This window comes from Ochrobactrum teleogrylli, assembly GCF_006376685.1.
In the GTDB taxonomy this organism is placed as follows: Bacteria; Pseudomonadota; Alphaproteobacteria; order Rhizobiales; family Rhizobiaceae; genus Brucella; species Brucella teleogrylli.
Genome location: NZ_VEWL01000003.1, coordinates 368,124 through 384,358, shown reverse-complemented (window position 1 = coordinate 384,358; position 16,235 = coordinate 368,124). Strand labels below are relative to the sequence as shown.

Below are 16,235 nucleotides of genomic sequence, written 5' to 3'. Positions count from 1 at the left end.
TTAAGGTGGAACAGATCAGGACCATCTAATTTGACCATGTGGAAAATGCCTTGAATCCAAAGGCGTTAATTCGCTGGCGTCCGATTCCCTGTCTGTCGCACTGCCCCATGCAAGGGGTTTTATGAAAAAAAACTGGCAATCTCAGGCTTGCTCTTTGCGCCGGCCCTTCGCTAAAGTCAGCTCATCAAGAGGGGTGGGCCACCGGCCCGGAGTTAGCGCTTATTGCTGTCGAATGTCAGCGTGGATGTTCAATCCGCGGGCGCTATTTTCTGGTCTCCAAGGTCCTCTTTCTTTCAGGCGATTGCTTATCATTCAATGACCGGGCCATTAACTGGCCATTAACCGGAAAGTCGTTTTGGACAGATGGCGGGCAATTGAGTGGTTGTCGTGGAAGGGGTTCCGGGCAATCAGCCTTCGGTGAACAGTTGTATGAGTCGTGCGCGGGTAACCGGAAAGGAGTATTTCGGTTTGGGACCTGTTGGGTTCGATTGAGTTTGTGTTTGGCCCGGATGTTTGCGGGCCTGAGTGTATGAATGAGTACCGCCGACGTTGAAGGACGACAGATCCGGAACGACGAGCTGGAAAAAATGACAAGCGCCGGAAAATGGCGCGTACGAATGTGAAGGCAGGCGAGCGATGGCAATGACGAGCGGCAAGGCGACGGCAACGATGGGTGATGATGCACATGCGAACCGTATCCATGGATCTTCTGCTACCGGCAATGACAAGAGCCTGACGAACGTGGACGCTGCGGTTAGCGAAGAGGCTTTCGAGCGCCTGACGGCAAAGCTGAAAGCCCGCGTGGGCAGCGAAATCTATTCGAGCTGGTTTGGCCGGTTGAAACTTGACGATATTTCCAAGAGCATTGTGCGTCTGTCGGTTCCGACCGCTTTTCTGCGCTCCTGGATCAACAATCATTATTCCGAACTCCTGACCGAACTCTGGCAGGAAGAAAACGCCCAGATCCTGAAGGTCGAAGTTGTGGTGCGCGGCATGAACCGTGTGGTTCGCAGCGCCGCTCCCGCAGAAACGGCAGAATCGGCTGAAACCAAGCCGGTCGTGGCGCCGCGCGAAAAGATGATGTTCCCGGTCGGCCAGTCCTTTGCTGGTCAGCATATCGGTGACAAGCGCGGATCCGCCGTGGTTGCAGAATCGGCTGCCGCTTCGGGCTCGATTCTCGGTTCGCCGCTTGATCCGCGCTACACCTTCGACAGCTTCGTCGATGGCGCATCGAATCGCGTAGCGCTTGCTGCCGCCCGCACCATTGCGGAAGCCGGTTCCAGCGCCGTGCGCTTCAACCCGCTTTTCATCCATGCCTCCGTTGGTCTCGGCAAGACGCATCTTCTCCAGGCCATTGCAGCGGCGGCGTTGCAGCGTCAGGAAAAGGCCCGCGTCGTTTATCTGACAGCTGAATATTTCATGTGGCGCTTTGCGACCGCGATCCGTGACAACAATGCGCTTTCCTTCAAGGAACAGCTGCGCGACATCGACCTTCTGGTCATTGACGACATGCAGTTTCTGCAGGGCAAGTCCATTCAGCACGAGTTCTGCCATCTCCTGAACACGCTGCTCGACAGCGCCAAGCAGGTCGTGGTTGCCGCTGATCGTGCACCGTCGGAACTGGAATCGCTCGACGTTCGCGTCCGTTCGCGTCTGCAGGGCGGCGTCGCGCTTGAAGTGGCCGCACCGGATTACGACATGCGCGTTGAAATGCTGCGTCGTCGTCTGAACACGGCACAGGTTGAAGATCCGAGCCTCAACATTGGCGACGAGATTCTCTCGCATGTTGCCCGCACCGTCACCGGATCGGGTCGCGAGCTGGAAGGTGCTTTCAACCAGCTTCTGTTCCGCCAGTCTTTCGAGCCGAATCTGTCAATCGACCGCGTGGATGAGCTGCTGGGTCATTTGACCCGCGCAGGTGAACCGAAGCGCATCCGCATCGAGGAGATCCAGCGCATCGTGGCGAGGCATTACAATGTTTCGAAGCAGGATCTGCTCTCGAATCGTCGTACCCGCACCATCGTGAAGCCGCGTCAGGTGGCGATGTATCTCGCCAAGATGATGACGCCGCGCTCGCTGCCTGAAATTGGCCGCCGCTTTGGCGGACGCGATCACACCACCGTGCTGCACGCTGTGCGCAAGATCGAAGATCTGGTGGGTGCCGACACCAAGCTGGCACAAGAGCTGGAGCTTCTGAAGCGCCTCATCAACGATCAGGCTGCCTGATAAAACCAGCTTCCCCGCTATCAAAGGCGGTTATCAACAAAAAGCCCGGGCCCTGTCGCATTACGGCACGGCGCGGGCTTGCTTTTCTCCTTAAAAATCTGCCACTTTAACGGACCTTTCTGGCGCCTCTGGCGCCGTACCGACGAGGGCCGCTGCCCATCAGATGCAAGCGCCCTGGTCCCAGCGAGCGAGTGCGTTTGAACATGCGTGTTACCCTAGAGCGATCGAACCTTCTCAAATCTCTCAACCACGTCCACCGCGTCGTGGAGCGTCGCAACACGATTCCGATTCTGTCGAACGTGCTTTTGCAGGCCGAAGGCGCAAGCCTCGCCCTCAAGGCGACCGATCTCGACCTCGAAGTGAATGAAGCAACCGCCGCCATGGTCGAGCAGGCGGGTGCGACGACCGTTCCGGCACACCTTCTCTATGACATTGTGCGCAAGCTTCCCGATGGCGCGGAAGTCATGCTGTCGACCAATCCGGATGGCGGTTCGATGTCGGTCATTTCCGGCAAATCGTCCTTCCGTCTCCAGTGTCTGCCGCAGTCGGACTTCCCGGAACTGACAGCCGGGTCTTTCACCCATTCCTTCCGCATCGAAGCGCAGGCGCTGAAGCGCCTTATCGATCGCACCCAGTTTGCGATCTCGACGGAAGAAACCCGCTATTATCTGAACGGCATCTACTTCCATGCCATTGAAAGCGACGGCGCTCTGAAGCTGCGCGCCGTGGCGACCGACGGTCACCGTCTGGCGCGCGCCGAACTGGAAGCGCCATCGGGCACGGAAGGCATGCCGGGCATTATCATCCCGCGCAAGACGGTTGCCGAACTGCAAAAGCTGGTTGACGCTCCGGATGTGGTGGCGACAGTGGAACTGTCGGATGCCAAGATCCGCTTCACGGTCGGCTCGGTGGTGCTTACTTCCAAGCTCATTGACGGCACCTTCCCGGATTACCAGCGCGTCATTCCTTCCGGCAATGACAAGAAGCTCACCATCGGACGCCAGGAATTTGCCGCTTCGGTGGACCGCGTTTCGACCATTTCGAGCGAGCGTGGCCGTGCGGTCAAGCTTTCCATCGCCGATGGCCAGCTGACGCTGACGGTCAATAATCCCGATTCGGGCAGCGCTACGGATGAGCTGGCAGCGGATTATGATTCCGATCCACTGGATATCGGCTTCAACTCCAAATATCTGCTCGATATCACCAGCCAGCTTTCCGGCTCGGATGCTGTCTTCATGCTGGCTGATGCCGGTTCGCCCACACTGGTGCGCGACACCGGCGACGAAGATGTGCTGTATGTCCTGATGCCGATGCGCGTTTAGGAGCTATCGATCTTCAGGCTCTGGCGGCCTGCAAATGGCGTGATTTTTCGCTTCCGGTGCTCACGTGGCATTTTTCGACGCATAATCCCGACAAGTCAGCAACTTTTCGGGATTATGCGGTGAAGTACACTCCGCTCCGGTTCTCAAATCCCGCCATTTTCGGCTCGCCATAACCAAAATCTCGACAGCCACGGCATCTCGCTGGAAGAGGCCTCTTAAAGAACCCGATTGTGGATATAAAAGACGACATAACGAGCCGCCCTGACCGGGTTTCGGTCCGGCGGCTTAAATTGACTGATTTCCGCAATTATGCGGAACTCTCGCTGCCGCTTGGTCTCGGCCATGTGGTGCTGACGGGCGAGAACGGTTCGGGCAAGACCAATCTCATCGAAGCACTTTCCTTTCTGTCGCCGGGGCGCGGCCTTCGCCGGGCCTCCTATGACGATGTGGCGCGAACTGTCGCGCATGACGGCTTTGCCATCCACGCAACGCTCGACTGCATGATTTACGGCGAAGCAGAAATTGGCACTGGAACTGCAGGCGGCGGAGAAGGCGGGCGCAAGGTTCGCATCAACGGCGTTGCGGCCTCTGGCGACGAGCTGCTCGATTATGCCCGCATTCTTTGGGTCGTTCCTTCCATGGACGGGCTTTTCACCGGTGGCGCGTCGGACCGGCGGCGCTTTCTCGACCGCATGGTGCTCGCCATCGATACCGGGCACGGCAAGCGTGTGCTCGATTATGAGAAGGCCATGCGCAGCCGTAACCGGCTTTTGAGCGAAGGCAATAATGACGACCGTTGGCTCGACGCCATTGAAAGTCAGATGGCGGAGCTTGGCACCGCCATTGCCGCAGCGCGGGCGGAAGCCATGCGGCTGATTGCAGCCATGATCGAACGGTTGCCGGCAGAAGGTCCTTTCCCGAAGGCGGATTGCTTTCTGGAAGGTTCGCTGGAACAGCGGATCGGCGTTGAGGCGGCGCTCGATCTGGAAGAGGATTTCCGCCGCAACTTGCGTGACGGGCGCAGCCGGGATCGAGCGGCTGGCCGCACGCTGGACGGGCCGCACCGCACCGACCTCATCGTGCAGCATCGGCCGAAGGCGATGCCTGCCGCCCTTTGTTCGACCGGGGAGCAGAAGGCATTGCTGATCGGTCTTATCCTCGCCCATGCGCGCCTGACCGGCGAATTATCCGGCATGGCCCCGATTCTCCTTCTGGACGAAATCGCCGCGCATCTCGATTCAGGTCGTCGTGCCGCCTTGTTCAGCATTCTCGATGATCTCGGCGGACAGGCCTTCATGACCGGAACCGACAGGGCGCTGTTCGATACGCTTGGCGGCGATGCGCAGTTTTTCAGTGTCGCAGGCGGCGTCCTCACCAAGAGCTAAAATATCCGCTGACAGCATCGTCGCGGAGGCATATGTTGTGGCCATCATGAATGCACCATCCAGACCTTTTTCGTCCGAAGAGCTTGAACGCTATGCGCGCCATATCGTGCTGCCGGAAGTCGGTGGTCCCGGCCAGCAGAAGCTGAAGGCGGCCCGCGTGCTGGTCGTCGGCGCTGGCGGTCTCGGCGCGCCCGTGCTGCAATATCTGGCGGCAGCGGGCATAGGAACGCTTGGCATCGTCGATGACGACACGGTTTCGCTGTCCAACCTGCAGCGTCAGGTCATCCACGACACGGAAAGCGTCGGGCAGCAAAAGGTCGAGAGCGCGCGAAGCGCCATTACGCGCATCAATCCGCATGTGGCGGTCGAAGGCCACGCCCTGCGTCTCAGTGCGGACAATGCCGAAGCGCTCATTGCCGCTTACGATGTGATCGTCGACGGTTCCGATAATTTCACGACACGCTATGTGCTGGCGGATACGGCAGCCAAGGTCGGGCGCCCGCTGGTGACAGGCGCGATGGGCCGTTTCGATGGCACCGTGACGGTGCTGATGCCTTATCTGACGGGACCAGATGGCGCGCCAAATCCCTCCTATCGCGATCTCTTCCCGGAAGCACCACCACCGGGAACCGTCCCAACCTGCGCGGAAGCGGGCGTGCTGGGTGTATTGCCGGGCGTGATCGGCAGCTTGCAGGCGATGGAGGTCATCAAGCTCGTCACTGGCATCGGCGAGCCGCTGGTCGGTCGCCTGTTGCTCTATAATGCGCTGAATGTCCGCTTCGAGACCATTCGATACAAGGCGCGCACGCCCAAATGACCACGCCCCGTATCGTACCCATCACTCAGGATTTCGCCCGCTGGGACGAGCTTCTGAAACTCATCCGCGACAGCTTTGCCTATATGGACGGCGTGATCGATCCGCCGTCGTCCGCGCATCTTCTGACCGCGGAAGGACTGAAACAAAAGGCCAGCGATGAAATCGGCTTTGTCGCCCTGATCGGCGAAGAACTAGTAGGCTGCGTTTTCATCAAAGAAGGAAGCGACAGCTTTTATCTCGGCAAGCTGGCCGTTGCGCCTGCTTTCGAGGGGCAAGGGATCGCGCGCGCCCTTATGCATTGTGTGGAGGCCGAAACTATCGCGAAGGGCAAGCCGGCGATTGAATTGCAGGTGCGTATCGAACTGATGCGCAACCGGGCGGTGTTTGAAAAACTGGGTTATCGAAAGATCGCGGAAACGGCCCATCCCGGCTATACGCGAACGACCTCCGTCACCATGCGCAAGGAAATTGCGTAAAGGTAAAACAAAAAGCCCAGCAAGATGCCGGGCTTTTTGTTGAGCAATGTAAAGCTTACTCGCCGCGTTCGGCGTCGGAGCTTTTCAACTCTTCCAGCGTCGGCATTGAAACGATGTTGTAGCCGGAATCCACATAATGGATTTCGCCGGTCACGCCGCTCGACAGATCGGACAGGAGATAGACAGCCGATTTGCCGACATCGTCGATGTCGACCGTGCGGCGCAGCGGCGAATTGCGGCGCTGATAGCTGAAGATTGCGCGCGCATCGCCGATGCCAGCACCGGCCAGCGTGCGCACCGGGCCAGCCGAAATGGCATTGACGCGGATGCCCTGCGGGCCGTAATCGGCAGCCAGATAGCGAACCATGGCTTCAAGCGCCGCCTTGGCAACGCCCATAACGTTGTAGTTCGGGATCGTGCGGGTCGAGCCGCCATAGGTCAGCGTCAGGATTGAACCGCCGTCCTTCATCAGCCTTTCAGCGCGCTGCGCCATTTCCGTGAAGGAGTAGGCGGAAATCACCATGGTCCGGCTGAAATTATCGCGCGTGGTGACGTCTGCGTAACGGCCCTTCAGTTCGGTCTTGTCGGAAAAACCGATGGCGTGAACGATGAAATCGAGCTTGCCCCACTTCTTCTCGATTTCGGCAAAAACCGCATCGACCGTAGAAATGTCTTCGACATCGCAGGGCAGGACGAGGTCCGAGCCGACCTGTTCGGCCAGCGGCTTCACGCGCTTGCCCAGCGCATCGCCCTGATAGGTGAAAGCGAGTTCCGCGCCCTGTGCGGCCAGTTGCTTCGAGATGCCCCATGCCAGAGAATGATTATTCGCGACCCCCATGATGAGGCCGCGTTTTCCTTGCATCAAACCTTCCATATTCCCCTCTCCCTCAGCTCTGGTAGCGCTGGAAAACCAGCGTCGCATTGGTGCCGCCAAACCCGAAGGAGTTGGAGAGCACGGTATTGAGCTGAGCATTATCGATGCGCTTGCGGACGATAGGCATGTCCGCGAAGGCAGGGTCCAATTCTTCGATATGCGCGCTTTCGCAAATGAAATTATTCTGCATCATCAAAAGCGAATAGATCGCTTCCTGCACGCCCGTTGCGCCCAGCGAATGGCCGGTCAGCGACTTGGTCGCGGCAATCGGCGGGCATGCGTCGCCCGAGCCGAACACCTGACGGATGGCGTCGATTTCCGGCGCATCACCAGCTGGCGTCGAGGTTGCGTGCGGGTTGATGTAGTCGATCTTGGTCTTGACGGTCGAAAGCGCCATCTTCATGCAGCGGATCGCGCCTTCACCGGACGGAGCGACCATGTCGTAGCCGTCGGAGGTTGCGCCATAGCCGACGATTTCGCCATAGATCTTCGCGCCGCGTGCGAGCGCGGTTTCGAGATCTTCCAGCACCAGAACGCCAGCGCCGCCTGCAATCACAAAGCCGTCACGGTTCTTGTCATAAGCGCGTGATGCGGTGGCAGGCGTGTCGTTATACTTGGTCGCCATCGCGCCCATGGCGTCGAATAGCACCGAAAGCGTCCAGTCGAGATCTTCGCAGCCGCCCGCAAACATGCGGTCCTGCTTGCCATACTGGATCATCTCGAACGCATTGCCGATGCAATGGTTGGATGTCGCGCAGGCCGAGGAGATCGAATAGTTGATGCCCTTGATCTTGAAGAAGGTCGCCAGCGTCGCGGACGCCGTCGAGCTCATGGCCTTCGGCACGGCGAACGGACCGACGCGCTTCGGGCCCTTTTCACGGGTGATGTCGGCGGAATCAACGATGGTGCGGGTGGAAGGACCGCCCGAACCCATGATGATGCCGGTGCGGTCGTTGGAGACTTCGTCTTCCGAAAGACCAGCATCGGCAATCGCCTGATCCATGGCGATGTGATTCCAGGCGGTGCCGCGACCGTGGAAGCGCATGGCGCGACGGTCCACGAGGGATTCGACATCGATCTTCGGTGCGCCGTGCACCTGGCAGCGGAAACCCAGTTCGGCATATTCTTCCGCACGCGAGATGCCGGATTTGGCTTCGCGCAGCGAGGCCGTCACCTCTTCGGTGTTGTTGCCAATCGAGGATACGATCCCCATACCCGTTACGACCACACGCCGCATCGCGTTCTCCTTTACACCTTTGCTCGTCGAGCGGCAGTCGCTTGGGTCAAGACTGCCTCGTCGCCGTTACATAGGTGCGATCTTCGCATGTTTTGAGCGCGACCGCATAAAAACTGTTCGTTTTTGCCGTCGCGCCCGTGAATAATGGTTGGTTCAGACGATTATTGTCCGTCGCCTTCCTTTGAAAGGCCGACGCGCAGATCGGTGGCCTTGTAGATGGTTTCGCCATCGGCTTTCAGCCAGCCATCGGCGGTGCCGAGCACAAGACGTCCGCGCATGACGCGCTTGAAGTCGATGCCATATTCGAGAAGCTTGGTGTGCGGGCGCACCATGCCCTTGAATTTCACTTCGCCGGTCGAAAGCGCCATGCCGCGGCCCGGTTCGCCGAGCCAGCCAAGGAAGAAGCCGGTCAGCTGCCACATGCCGTCAAGGCCGAGGCAGCCCGGCATGATCGGGTTGCCCTGGAAATGGCATGGAAAATACCAGTCGTCAGGGCGCACGTCGTATTCGGCGCGGATATAACCCTTGCCGAACTCTCCACCGGTTTCGGAAATATCGGTGATGCGGTGCACCATCAGCATTGGCGGCAGGGGAAGCTGGGCATTGCCGGGGCCGAACATCTCGCCGCGCCCGCAGCTGAGGAGTTCTTCATACCCGTAGCTTGATTTCTGTTCTGCCATTTCGCCTCCCTTGAGGTTTATTCGCTATCGGCCGGCAATCCGGCCCGGTTGTCATTCGGAACGGTTTTAGCGCAAACACCCAAACCGCTCTATCTCTTTCTGGTCGTCAAGTCGGAACACCCCTATCACAGACTGGTTCCCGTACAAAACCTTAGCGACCATAAAAATATGCAATGGATTTTCCCGAAAAAACGGGCAAACTCCAAGCCTATTGATACTTATTTCGCAACGGCATATATCAATGTCAGTATGCAATGGGCAACAGCCCGTTCAATCTTTGACGAATTTGCTACAAGCTTGTAACGGAACCAGCGGTGAATATGCAGTCTACACATACCCACTCGACGGTCTCTATGGAAGAACGGCTCCGCGATTGCGGCCTGCGTCCGACGCGCCAGCGCGTTGCGCTTGCCAGTCTGATTTTTTCGCAAGGTGATCGCCACCTGTCCGCTGAAGACCTCCACGAACAGGCGGTCATGGCGGATGTGCCGGTGTCTCTCGCTACCGTTTACAACACATTGCACCAGTTCACGGAAGCCGGAATGCTCCGCATCATCGCGGTGGAAGGCTCCAAGACTTATTTCGACACGAATATTTCGGACCATCAGCACTTCTTCCTCGAAGGGGAAAATGTCGTGTTCGATATTCCGCATGGCGAACGCGGCCAGCCGACGGTTGCCAATATGCCCGACGCACCGGAAGGCATGGAAATCGTCAATGTGGACATTATCGTTCGCCTCCGTCGCAAGACGCAGTGACAGTTCGATCCTGACGGATTACTGATAAGCGGCTTCGGCCGCTTTTTTGTTAGCTGCCATAAAGTTCTTGCCAGAAACAGCGAAAGCGGGTTGAATAAAACGGTTCCGAAACAATCCTTGGTGTAGAGGATAGCGGATGCCGGTTGAGATGAAGCCGATACAGGCGCTGACATTGCTGAAGACCCTGTCGCTGGGGCAGATACGTGACGAGATGCCAGATCTCACGACGCGGCAGACCGCTATTCTTCTGACAATCTATCTGGAGCCTCCGCCGCATACGGTGCGGGGGCTTGCGGCAAAACTGGATGTCACCAAGCCGGTGGTCACGCGCGCGCTCGACACGATGGGTACGCTCGACCTTCTATCCCGTCATCGTGATGAAAAAGACCGGCGAAATGTGCTAGTTAAGAGAACTGTCGCCGGTGCGCTTTATGTTGAACGACTGGGCGATCTGGTGATCGCCAAAGCCAGAGAGTTACCTTTATGAGTGTCTGCCCATGAGTTCCGATGTGACCACGCTCGACCGCCGCCTCAATGCCTATCGCGCCGATCTCGCCGATGAGCGATTGAACGACCGGGTGCAGGCGGCCCGCTTTATAGCCGGAACCGAAATGCAGGTGACCGCGCCGGTGGTTGATCTCCGGTCGCAGCCGCGCCCGGACAGCGGACCCCAGACCCAGATCATTTTTGGCGACACGGTGCGCGTTTTCGAGGAAATGGACGGCTGGTGCTGGGTGCAGGCCGAGCGTGACGGTTATACGGGTTATGTCTCGGCGTCGTTCATCGAAAAACCGCAGGGCGAAGCCACCCATATGGTCATCGTGCCGCGAACCTTTGTCTATCCCGGCTCCGATTTGCGTTTTCCGCACACACAGGCGCTGTCGCTTGGTTCACGCGTGCGGATCGTGGGCGCTGCCGAAACGCGCGGCACTCCTTATGCCGTGCTGGAAAGCGGCGAGGCGATGATTGCAAGCCATCTGGCGCCAATCGGCGAACACGCTGCCGACTATGTGGCCGTGGCGGAAACGCTGTTGCATACGCCCTATCTTTGGGGCGGCACGTCCGGCTTCGGCATTGATTGTTCCGGTCTGGTTCAGCTTGCCATGTGGGTCGCGGGCCGCAAGGTTCTGCGCGATTCCGACATGCAGCAAAATACGCTGGGCACGGTGGTGGAGCCGAATGCGGATTATTCCAATCTCCAGCGTGGCGATCTTGTTTTCTGGAAGGGGCATGTCGCGATCTGCGCTGCGCCCGACATGCTGATCCATGCCAGCGGTCACACCATGACCGTGACGCTGGAACCGTTGCAGGATGCGATCAAGCGCATCGCTTATCTCTATGATCTGCCGACGCTGATCCGCAGACCCTGATTGCGCAGCGACTGCTTTAAACAGGTCCATGAAAGGTCGGGCCGATGACGGGAAACAGGATGTTTCAAGGTGCAGGCTTTGTCGCCATGGCGCTTGGTCTTGCTGTCCTCATCCCTTCAGCGGTTTCATCCGAAAGGATAGCGCGCGTGACCATTCCCGCTTCGCCAGCCGCCTTTGCCGAAGTCAACGGTATCGAAATGTATTACCGGATCGTCGGTAAGGGACCGCCGATCCTGCTGATACCGGGCGGTCTGTCCGACCAGCATGTCTGGGATGCGCAACTGCCGATATTGGCGCGTCATCACACGGTGATCGTCGCCGACAGTCGCGGGCAGGGGCGTTCCACCCGCACGACTGAACCGCTCACTTATGGCCTGATGGCTGACGATTATGTGGCGCTCATGGACTTTCTGCATATCGACAAGGTCGATCTGGTGGGCTGGAGCGATGGCGGCATTATCGGGCTCGATATCGCCATGCGTTACCCTGAGCGCCTGAACAGCCTGTTCGCGCAGGCTGCCAATGTCTCGCCCGAAGGCAATACCGGCTATATCGAAGCGATAGCTGAGGGACGGCCCATCCCTGAACTTCGCCACTACGAAAGCATCGACAAGGAAATTCATGCGCTCTGGGCGAATGAACCGAACTATACCGATGAAGACCTATCACAGATAAAGGTGCGCACCGCCATCGTGATCGGCGATCACGATACAGCCGTCACGCGTGAACATACGGAATTCATCGCCAGCCAGATTCCCGGTGCAGAACTGATTATCCTGCCCGATTCAGGCCACGGCGTGCCGGTGGAAAATCCCCGGCTTTACGCCCACACGGTTCTGAAATTCATCGATGGAAAAACGAACAGCCGAACTTAAACGCGGTTTGGAAGAACCCGATCCGGCGTCCGGTGTCCGTCGACGAAAGCCTTGATATTGATGATGACCTTGTCACCCATATCGATGCGGCCTTCAATCGTGGCTGAACCCATATGTGGCAGCAGCACGACCTTGCCCTTTTCGGCAAGCGCCAGCAGGCGCGGATTGACCGCAGGTTCGTTCTCGAACACGTCCAGCCCGGCACCGGCGATGCGGCCTTGCTCGATCAGATCGATCAAGGCGTTTTCATCGATGATCTGGCCGCGCGCGGTGTTGACCAGATAGGCCGTCGGCTGCATCAGCGCGATGCGACGAGCCGAGAGCAGATGAAATGTGGCCGGCGTCGAAGGGCAATTGACCGAGATAATGTCCATGCGGGCTAGCATCTGGTCGAGGCTGTCCCAATAGGTCGCTTCCAGCTCTTCCTCGACCTGCGGGCTGACGCGTTTGCGATTGTGATAATGGATCGACAAGCCGAAAGCCTTGGCGCGACGCGCCACGGCGGTGCCGATGCGGCCCATGCCGACAATGCCGAGGCGCTTGCCCCAGATGCGGCGTCCGAGCATCCATGTCGGCGACCAGCCCGGCCATTTGCCATCGCGCTCGTTCAGCACATTCGCGCCTTCCACAAGGCGGCGCGGGGCCGACAGAAGCAGCGCCAGCGTCATGTCGGCGGTATCTTCGGTGAGCACATTCGGCGTGTTGGTTACGGTAATGCCGCGCTTTGCAGCGGCGGCTACATCGATATTATCGACGCCATTGCCGAAATTGGCGATCAGCTTGAGATTGGGTCCGGCCTGTTCGATGGCGGCGGCGTCGATCACATCCGTGATGCAGGGCACGAGAACATCGGCCTCTTTCAGCGCGGCGATGATTTCCGGCTGGGTCATACGGTGGTCGTCTATATTGAGACGTGCATCGAACAATTCCCGCATTCGGGTTTCCACCGGGTCCGGCAGTTTTCTCGTAAGAACGACCAGCGGCTTCTTTTTGTTCGACATCTCCACCCCGTTTTCTAAGCCCGCTTCCGGGCGAACTTCTGTGCTGAAGCTTCATGTTGAGACCTCCTTAACCAAGAAGGTGCAATATGGGATATTGCTTCGGCTGCTCATCTCTATCAAGGCGGCGGGGCAAAGACAAAGAAAAACAGGACCGATAAACAAGACGGTCGCGATGCCGGACAGCCCCCGCCGCTTTACGCTTCCGCTGAAGGCATGACCGTCTTGAGTAAAGAACAGGACGGCGAGAGGCGCAGTGAATAGAGTACTTCCCCAAAGGTTTTTGGCTCAGAGCATCTCGGTAAAGCGCTTTTTCATGGCCTTTGCCGCGTGTCTGGGGCTGCTGTTCGCGGCAGCGCCGATCAGCGCGCATGCAGCCGAAACGGAAGCAACTGGCACCGCCACGGGCGCAAGCGGACTGCCTGTGCCGCGCTTCGTCAGCCTCAAACCGGCGCGCGTCAACCTGCGCATCGGGCCGGGGCGCGACTATCCGGTTTCGTGGCTGTTCATGAAGGCCGGGCTGCCGGTCGAGATCATTCAGGAATATGACAACTGGCGACGTATCCGCGATGCCGACGGCACAGAAGGCTGGGTCTACCAGTCGCTCCTGTCCGGCAAGCGCACAGCGATCACCGCGCCCTGGCTGAAGAACGACCAGGGCAAGATGATCACCATGCGCCGCGATGCCAATGATACGGCAGCAGTCGCTGCCGATATCGAACCGGGTGTTGTCGGCACCGTGCGCCAGTGCACCGGCCAATGGTGCCGTATGGACGTCAGCGGCGTGCGCGGCTGGATCAAGCAGTCGGAGCTATGGGGCGTCTATCCCGGTGAAGCCTTCGATTGATAAACATCAAGCGTAGCGTTCCTTGAGCAGCAGATAGAGCGCACGGATCGCCTGCGCTTCACCGCCGACCGGTGAGGCGGGTTTCTCCACCGGCACCCAGCCGAAAATATCGAAATGCGCATGCGCCTTTGCTTTTTCGACAAAGCGGCTGAGGAACAAGGCTGCCGTCACCGATCCGGCAAAACCGTCAGTGGTGACATTGTTGATATCGGCAATGCGTGACGACAGTTTTTGCGCATAGGGCTGCCAGAGCGGCATGCGCCACAGCGGATCGGCGGTTTCCTCGGCCTTGGCGGCAATGGCTTCCGCCAGCGCATCGTCATGGGTGAAGAACGGTGGCAGGTCAGGACCGAGCGCCACACGCGCTGCACCGGTCAGGGTCGCCATATCGATCAGCAATTCCGGTTCTTCCTCGTCGGCCAGCGCCAGAGCATCCGCCAGCACCAGCCTGCCTTCCGCATCCGTATTGCCTATTTCGACGGTCAGTCGCTTGCGGCTTTGCAGAACATCGCCCGGACGGAACGCATTTCCGGCAATTGAATTCTCGACCGCCGGGATCAGTACGCGCAACCGCACGGCCAGTTTTGCGCCCATGACGATGGCGGCAAGGCCGAGCACATTGGCAGCGCCGCCCATATCCTTTTTCATGAGCAACATGCCGCTTGCGGGCTTGATATCGAGACCGCCCGTATCGAAGCAGACGCCCTTGCCGACCAGCGTGATCTTCGGATCGCTTTCCGTGCCCCATGTGATGTCGATCAGACGTGGCGCAATCGCGCCTGCGCGTCCGACCGCATGGATCATCGGAAAATTCTGTGCCAGAAGAGCATCGCCTTCCGTGACGCTCACCTTCGCGCCATGTTCGCTGGCCAGTTCGCGTGCGGCTTTTTCCAGCGCATCCGGTCCCATGTCGTTGGTCGGCGTGTTGATGAGATCACGCGTGAGTGTAACCGCTGCGGCGATGCGCTTCGTCTCGGCTTCATCGACACCGCTTGGCAGAGCAAGACGGATTGTCTTGCCATTTGCCTTGCGGTAGCGCGAGAAATGATAGCCGCCCATCAGGAAGGCGAGCGCCGCCAGCCCGGCCTCGTCGCCAGCATTTTCGAAATGCCAGTCACCTTCCGGCAGGCTGCGTGCGAGTTTGCCTGCAAGCAGTTGCGACTGACCACCTTTGGCACCGTCGCCAATGCCGAACAGCGCGCCGGAGATCGCGCCGTCCGGTCCCGGCAGAACCAGAACCTTGCCCGCCTCTCCGTCGAAATCATGGGCTTTCGCCCAAGCGATCACCGGGGCAGGAAGCGTGTTTTCTTCCAGTTGCCCCTTTTTCGTAAACCAGATTGGACGGCTTTGTTCCGACTTTTGGGCAATGAGTTCGACAGACATGGCACTCTTTCCGATCAAGGCAGTTTTGAAAACAGATAGAGTGCTGCGCCTCGTTTGAAAACAGGTGCATGCGGGGCTTGTTAACCAATCATTAGGGTTAACGGATTATTGATGAAGGAGAAATCGGGCTTGATGGACCGGGGCGTAGCGCCGGTCGCATATGGAGGCGGGATGCTCAACATCGGTGTAATGGGCGGCGCTGGTTTCCGCCTTGGCGTGGCTTCTATCCTTTCAGCGCTAGTCCTCACCGGCTGCAACACGGTGGACCGTACTACGACGGGTTCGGTGCGACGCGTCGAAACCGCAGCCACTTTCGATCACATGAACGACGCACAGCTTGCCGCGATGGCGGGCCGTCTTGGCGCGCAATATGAGCGCAACCCCAAGGACCGTGGCACGGCACTGAATTATGCAGGCGTGCTGATCCGGCTTGGCCGCAACGATCAGGCTCTGGCCGTCATGCGCGCGCTGGTCATCACCTATCCGAAGGATCAGCAGGTCCTCGCCGCCTATGGCAAGGCGCTGGCCGGTGCGGGTCAGTTCGACACCGCACTTGATGCCATCCGCCGTGCGCAGAACCCGGCCTATCCCGACTGGAAACTCGTCTCCGCCGAAGGTGCCATTCTCGACCAGATGGGCAATCGGGATCAGGCCCGCGCCATGTATCAGAAGGCGCTGCAGATCAAGCCGAACGAACCGTCGGTACTCTCCAATATGGGCATGTCCTACCTTCTCGCCGGTGATTCCAGGGCGGCGGAAAACTATTTCCGGCAGGCCTCCGTTCTGCCCGGCGCGGATAGCCGCGTGCGTCAGAATCTGGCGCTGTCGGTCGGCTTGCAGGGACGTTTCCAGGAAGCGGAAACCATTGCCGCGCAGGAGCTTTCGCCGCAACAGGCCAAGGCCAACACGGATTATCTGCGTTCCATGCTGGCGCAGCAGAATTCCTGGAACATGCTCAAGGACAAGCCGAAGGGCTGACTTCTTACA

The 16,235-nt window shown here is 58.8% G+C and carries 17 protein-coding genes; 12 read left to right on the top strand and 5 right to left on the bottom strand.

Features of this window, described 5'->3' with window-relative positions; all coding sequences use genetic code 11:
- Nucleotides 1–642: 642 nt before the first annotated feature.
- From dnaA to FIC94_RS08320, 5 genes are all read left to right on the top strand, one after another.
- Nucleotides 643–2,226 (top strand): chromosomal replication initiator protein DnaA, encoded by a 1,584-nt coding sequence (dnaA, locus tag FIC94_RS08340; protein ID WP_109368053.1) that lies wholly within the window; start codon nucleotides 643–645, stop codon nucleotides 2,224–2,226.
- A gap of 203 nt (nucleotides 2,227–2,429) precedes the next feature.
- The gene (gene dnaN, locus FIC94_RS08335; protein ID WP_109368055.1) at nucleotides 2,430–3,548 is read left to right on the top strand and encodes a DNA polymerase III subunit beta; all 1,119 of its coding nucleotides are present in this window, start codon (nucleotides 2,430–2,432) and stop codon (nucleotides 3,546–3,548) included.
- Between the two features lie 230 nt (nucleotides 3,549–3,778).
- A complete protein-coding gene (recF, locus tag FIC94_RS08330) occupies nucleotides 3,779–4,933 on the top strand; it encodes a DNA replication/repair protein RecF (protein ID WP_140024532.1) in 1,155 nt (384 codons plus the stop codon).
- 46 nt (nucleotides 4,934–4,979) lie between these two features.
- On the top strand, nucleotides 4,980–5,750 hold the full coding sequence (locus FIC94_RS08325) for a molybdopterin-synthase adenylyltransferase MoeB (RefSeq protein WP_140024561.1): 771 nt from the start codon (nucleotides 4,980–4,982) through the stop codon (nucleotides 5,748–5,750).
- Complete coding sequence (locus tag FIC94_RS08320) at nucleotides 5,747–6,226, top strand: GNAT family N-acetyltransferase (protein WP_140024531.1); 480 nt, start codon at nucleotides 5,747–5,749, stop codon at nucleotides 6,224–6,226. The genes FIC94_RS08325 and FIC94_RS08320 overlap by 4 nt, the downstream gene beginning before the upstream one ends.
- Nucleotides 6,227–6,281: 55 nt before the next feature.
- On the opposite strand, the gene fabI is transcribed toward FIC94_RS08320, so the two are convergent.
- From fabI to fabA, 3 genes are all read right to left on the bottom strand, one after another.
- Nucleotides 6,282–7,100, bottom strand: coding sequence for an enoyl-ACP reductase FabI (gene fabI, locus FIC94_RS08315; protein WP_109370113.1), 819 nt, complete (start codon nucleotides 7,098–7,100; stop codon nucleotides 6,282–6,284).
- 13 nt (nucleotides 7,101–7,113) lie between these two features.
- The gene (gene fabB / locus FIC94_RS08310; protein WP_109370114.1) at nucleotides 7,114–8,337 is read right to left on the bottom strand and encodes a beta-ketoacyl-ACP synthase I; all 1,224 of its coding nucleotides are present in this window, start codon (nucleotides 8,335–8,337) and stop codon (nucleotides 7,114–7,116) included.
- Nucleotides 8,338–8,498: 161 nt separating this feature from the next.
- On the bottom strand, nucleotides 8,499–9,017 hold the full coding sequence (fabA, locus tag FIC94_RS08305) for a 3-hydroxyacyl-[acyl-carrier-protein] dehydratase FabA (RefSeq protein ID WP_121537008.1): 519 nt from the start codon (nucleotides 9,015–9,017) through the stop codon (nucleotides 8,499–8,501).
- Between the two features lie 320 nt (nucleotides 9,018–9,337).
- On the opposite strand from fabA, the gene irrA reads away from it, so the two are divergent.
- From irrA to FIC94_RS08285, 4 genes are all read left to right on the top strand, one after another.
- Nucleotides 9,338–9,775 (top strand): iron response transcriptional regulator IrrA, encoded by a 438-nt coding sequence (gene irrA / locus FIC94_RS08300; protein ID WP_109370116.1) that lies wholly within the window; start codon nucleotides 9,338–9,340, stop codon nucleotides 9,773–9,775.
- A 136-nt stretch (nucleotides 9,776–9,911) separates the two neighbouring features.
- On the top strand, nucleotides 9,912–10,262 hold the full coding sequence (locus FIC94_RS08295) for a MarR family transcriptional regulator (RefSeq protein ID WP_109370117.1): 351 nt from the start codon (nucleotides 9,912–9,914) through the stop codon (nucleotides 10,260–10,262).
- A gap of 10 nt (nucleotides 10,263–10,272) precedes the next feature.
- Entirely contained in the window at nucleotides 10,273–11,145 is an 873-nt protein-coding gene (locus tag FIC94_RS08290) for a C40 family peptidase (protein WP_109370118.1), read from the top strand.
- 44 nt (nucleotides 11,146–11,189) lie between these two features.
- The gene (locus FIC94_RS08285; RefSeq protein WP_235858893.1) at nucleotides 11,190–12,020 is read left to right on the top strand and encodes an alpha/beta fold hydrolase; all 831 of its coding nucleotides are present in this window, start codon (nucleotides 11,190–11,192) and stop codon (nucleotides 12,018–12,020) included.
- On the opposite strand, the gene FIC94_RS08280 is transcribed toward FIC94_RS08285, so the two are convergent.
- On the bottom strand, nucleotides 12,017–13,021 hold the full coding sequence (locus tag FIC94_RS08280; protein ID WP_109370120.1) for a 2-hydroxyacid dehydrogenase: 1,005 nt from the start codon (nucleotides 13,019–13,021) through the stop codon (nucleotides 12,017–12,019). The genes FIC94_RS08285 and FIC94_RS08280 overlap by 4 nt on opposite strands.
- Nucleotides 13,022–13,061: 40 nt before the next feature.
- On the opposite strand from FIC94_RS08280, the gene FIC94_RS22390 reads away from it, so the two are divergent.
- Together FIC94_RS22390 and FIC94_RS08275 are read left to right on the top strand one after the other, a co-directional pair.
- A complete protein-coding gene (locus FIC94_RS22390) occupies nucleotides 13,062–13,238 on the top strand; it encodes a hypothetical protein (RefSeq protein WP_180917932.1) in 177 nt (58 codons plus the stop codon).
- 96 nt (nucleotides 13,239–13,334) lie between these two features.
- A complete protein-coding gene (locus FIC94_RS08275) occupies nucleotides 13,335–13,865 on the top strand; it encodes an SH3 domain-containing protein (RefSeq protein ID WP_109370347.1) in 531 nt (176 codons plus the stop codon).
- Nucleotides 13,866–13,871: 6 nt separating this feature from the next.
- Here the strand turns inward: FIC94_RS08275 and FIC94_RS08270 are convergent, their stop codons facing one another.
- On the bottom strand, nucleotides 13,872–15,248 hold the full coding sequence (locus FIC94_RS08270; protein ID WP_140024530.1) for a leucyl aminopeptidase family protein: 1,377 nt from the start codon (nucleotides 15,246–15,248) through the stop codon (nucleotides 13,872–13,874).
- A gap of 171 nt (nucleotides 15,249–15,419) precedes the next feature.
- On the opposite strand from FIC94_RS08270, the gene FIC94_RS08265 reads away from it, so the two are divergent.
- Nucleotides 15,420–16,226 carry a tetratricopeptide repeat protein gene (locus FIC94_RS08265; RefSeq protein WP_140024560.1) on the top strand — a complete coding sequence of 269 codons (807 nt, stop codon included), beginning with the start codon at nucleotides 15,420–15,422 and terminating at the stop codon, nucleotides 16,224–16,226.
- The last annotated feature ends 9 nt before the right edge of the window (nucleotides 16,227–16,235 follow it).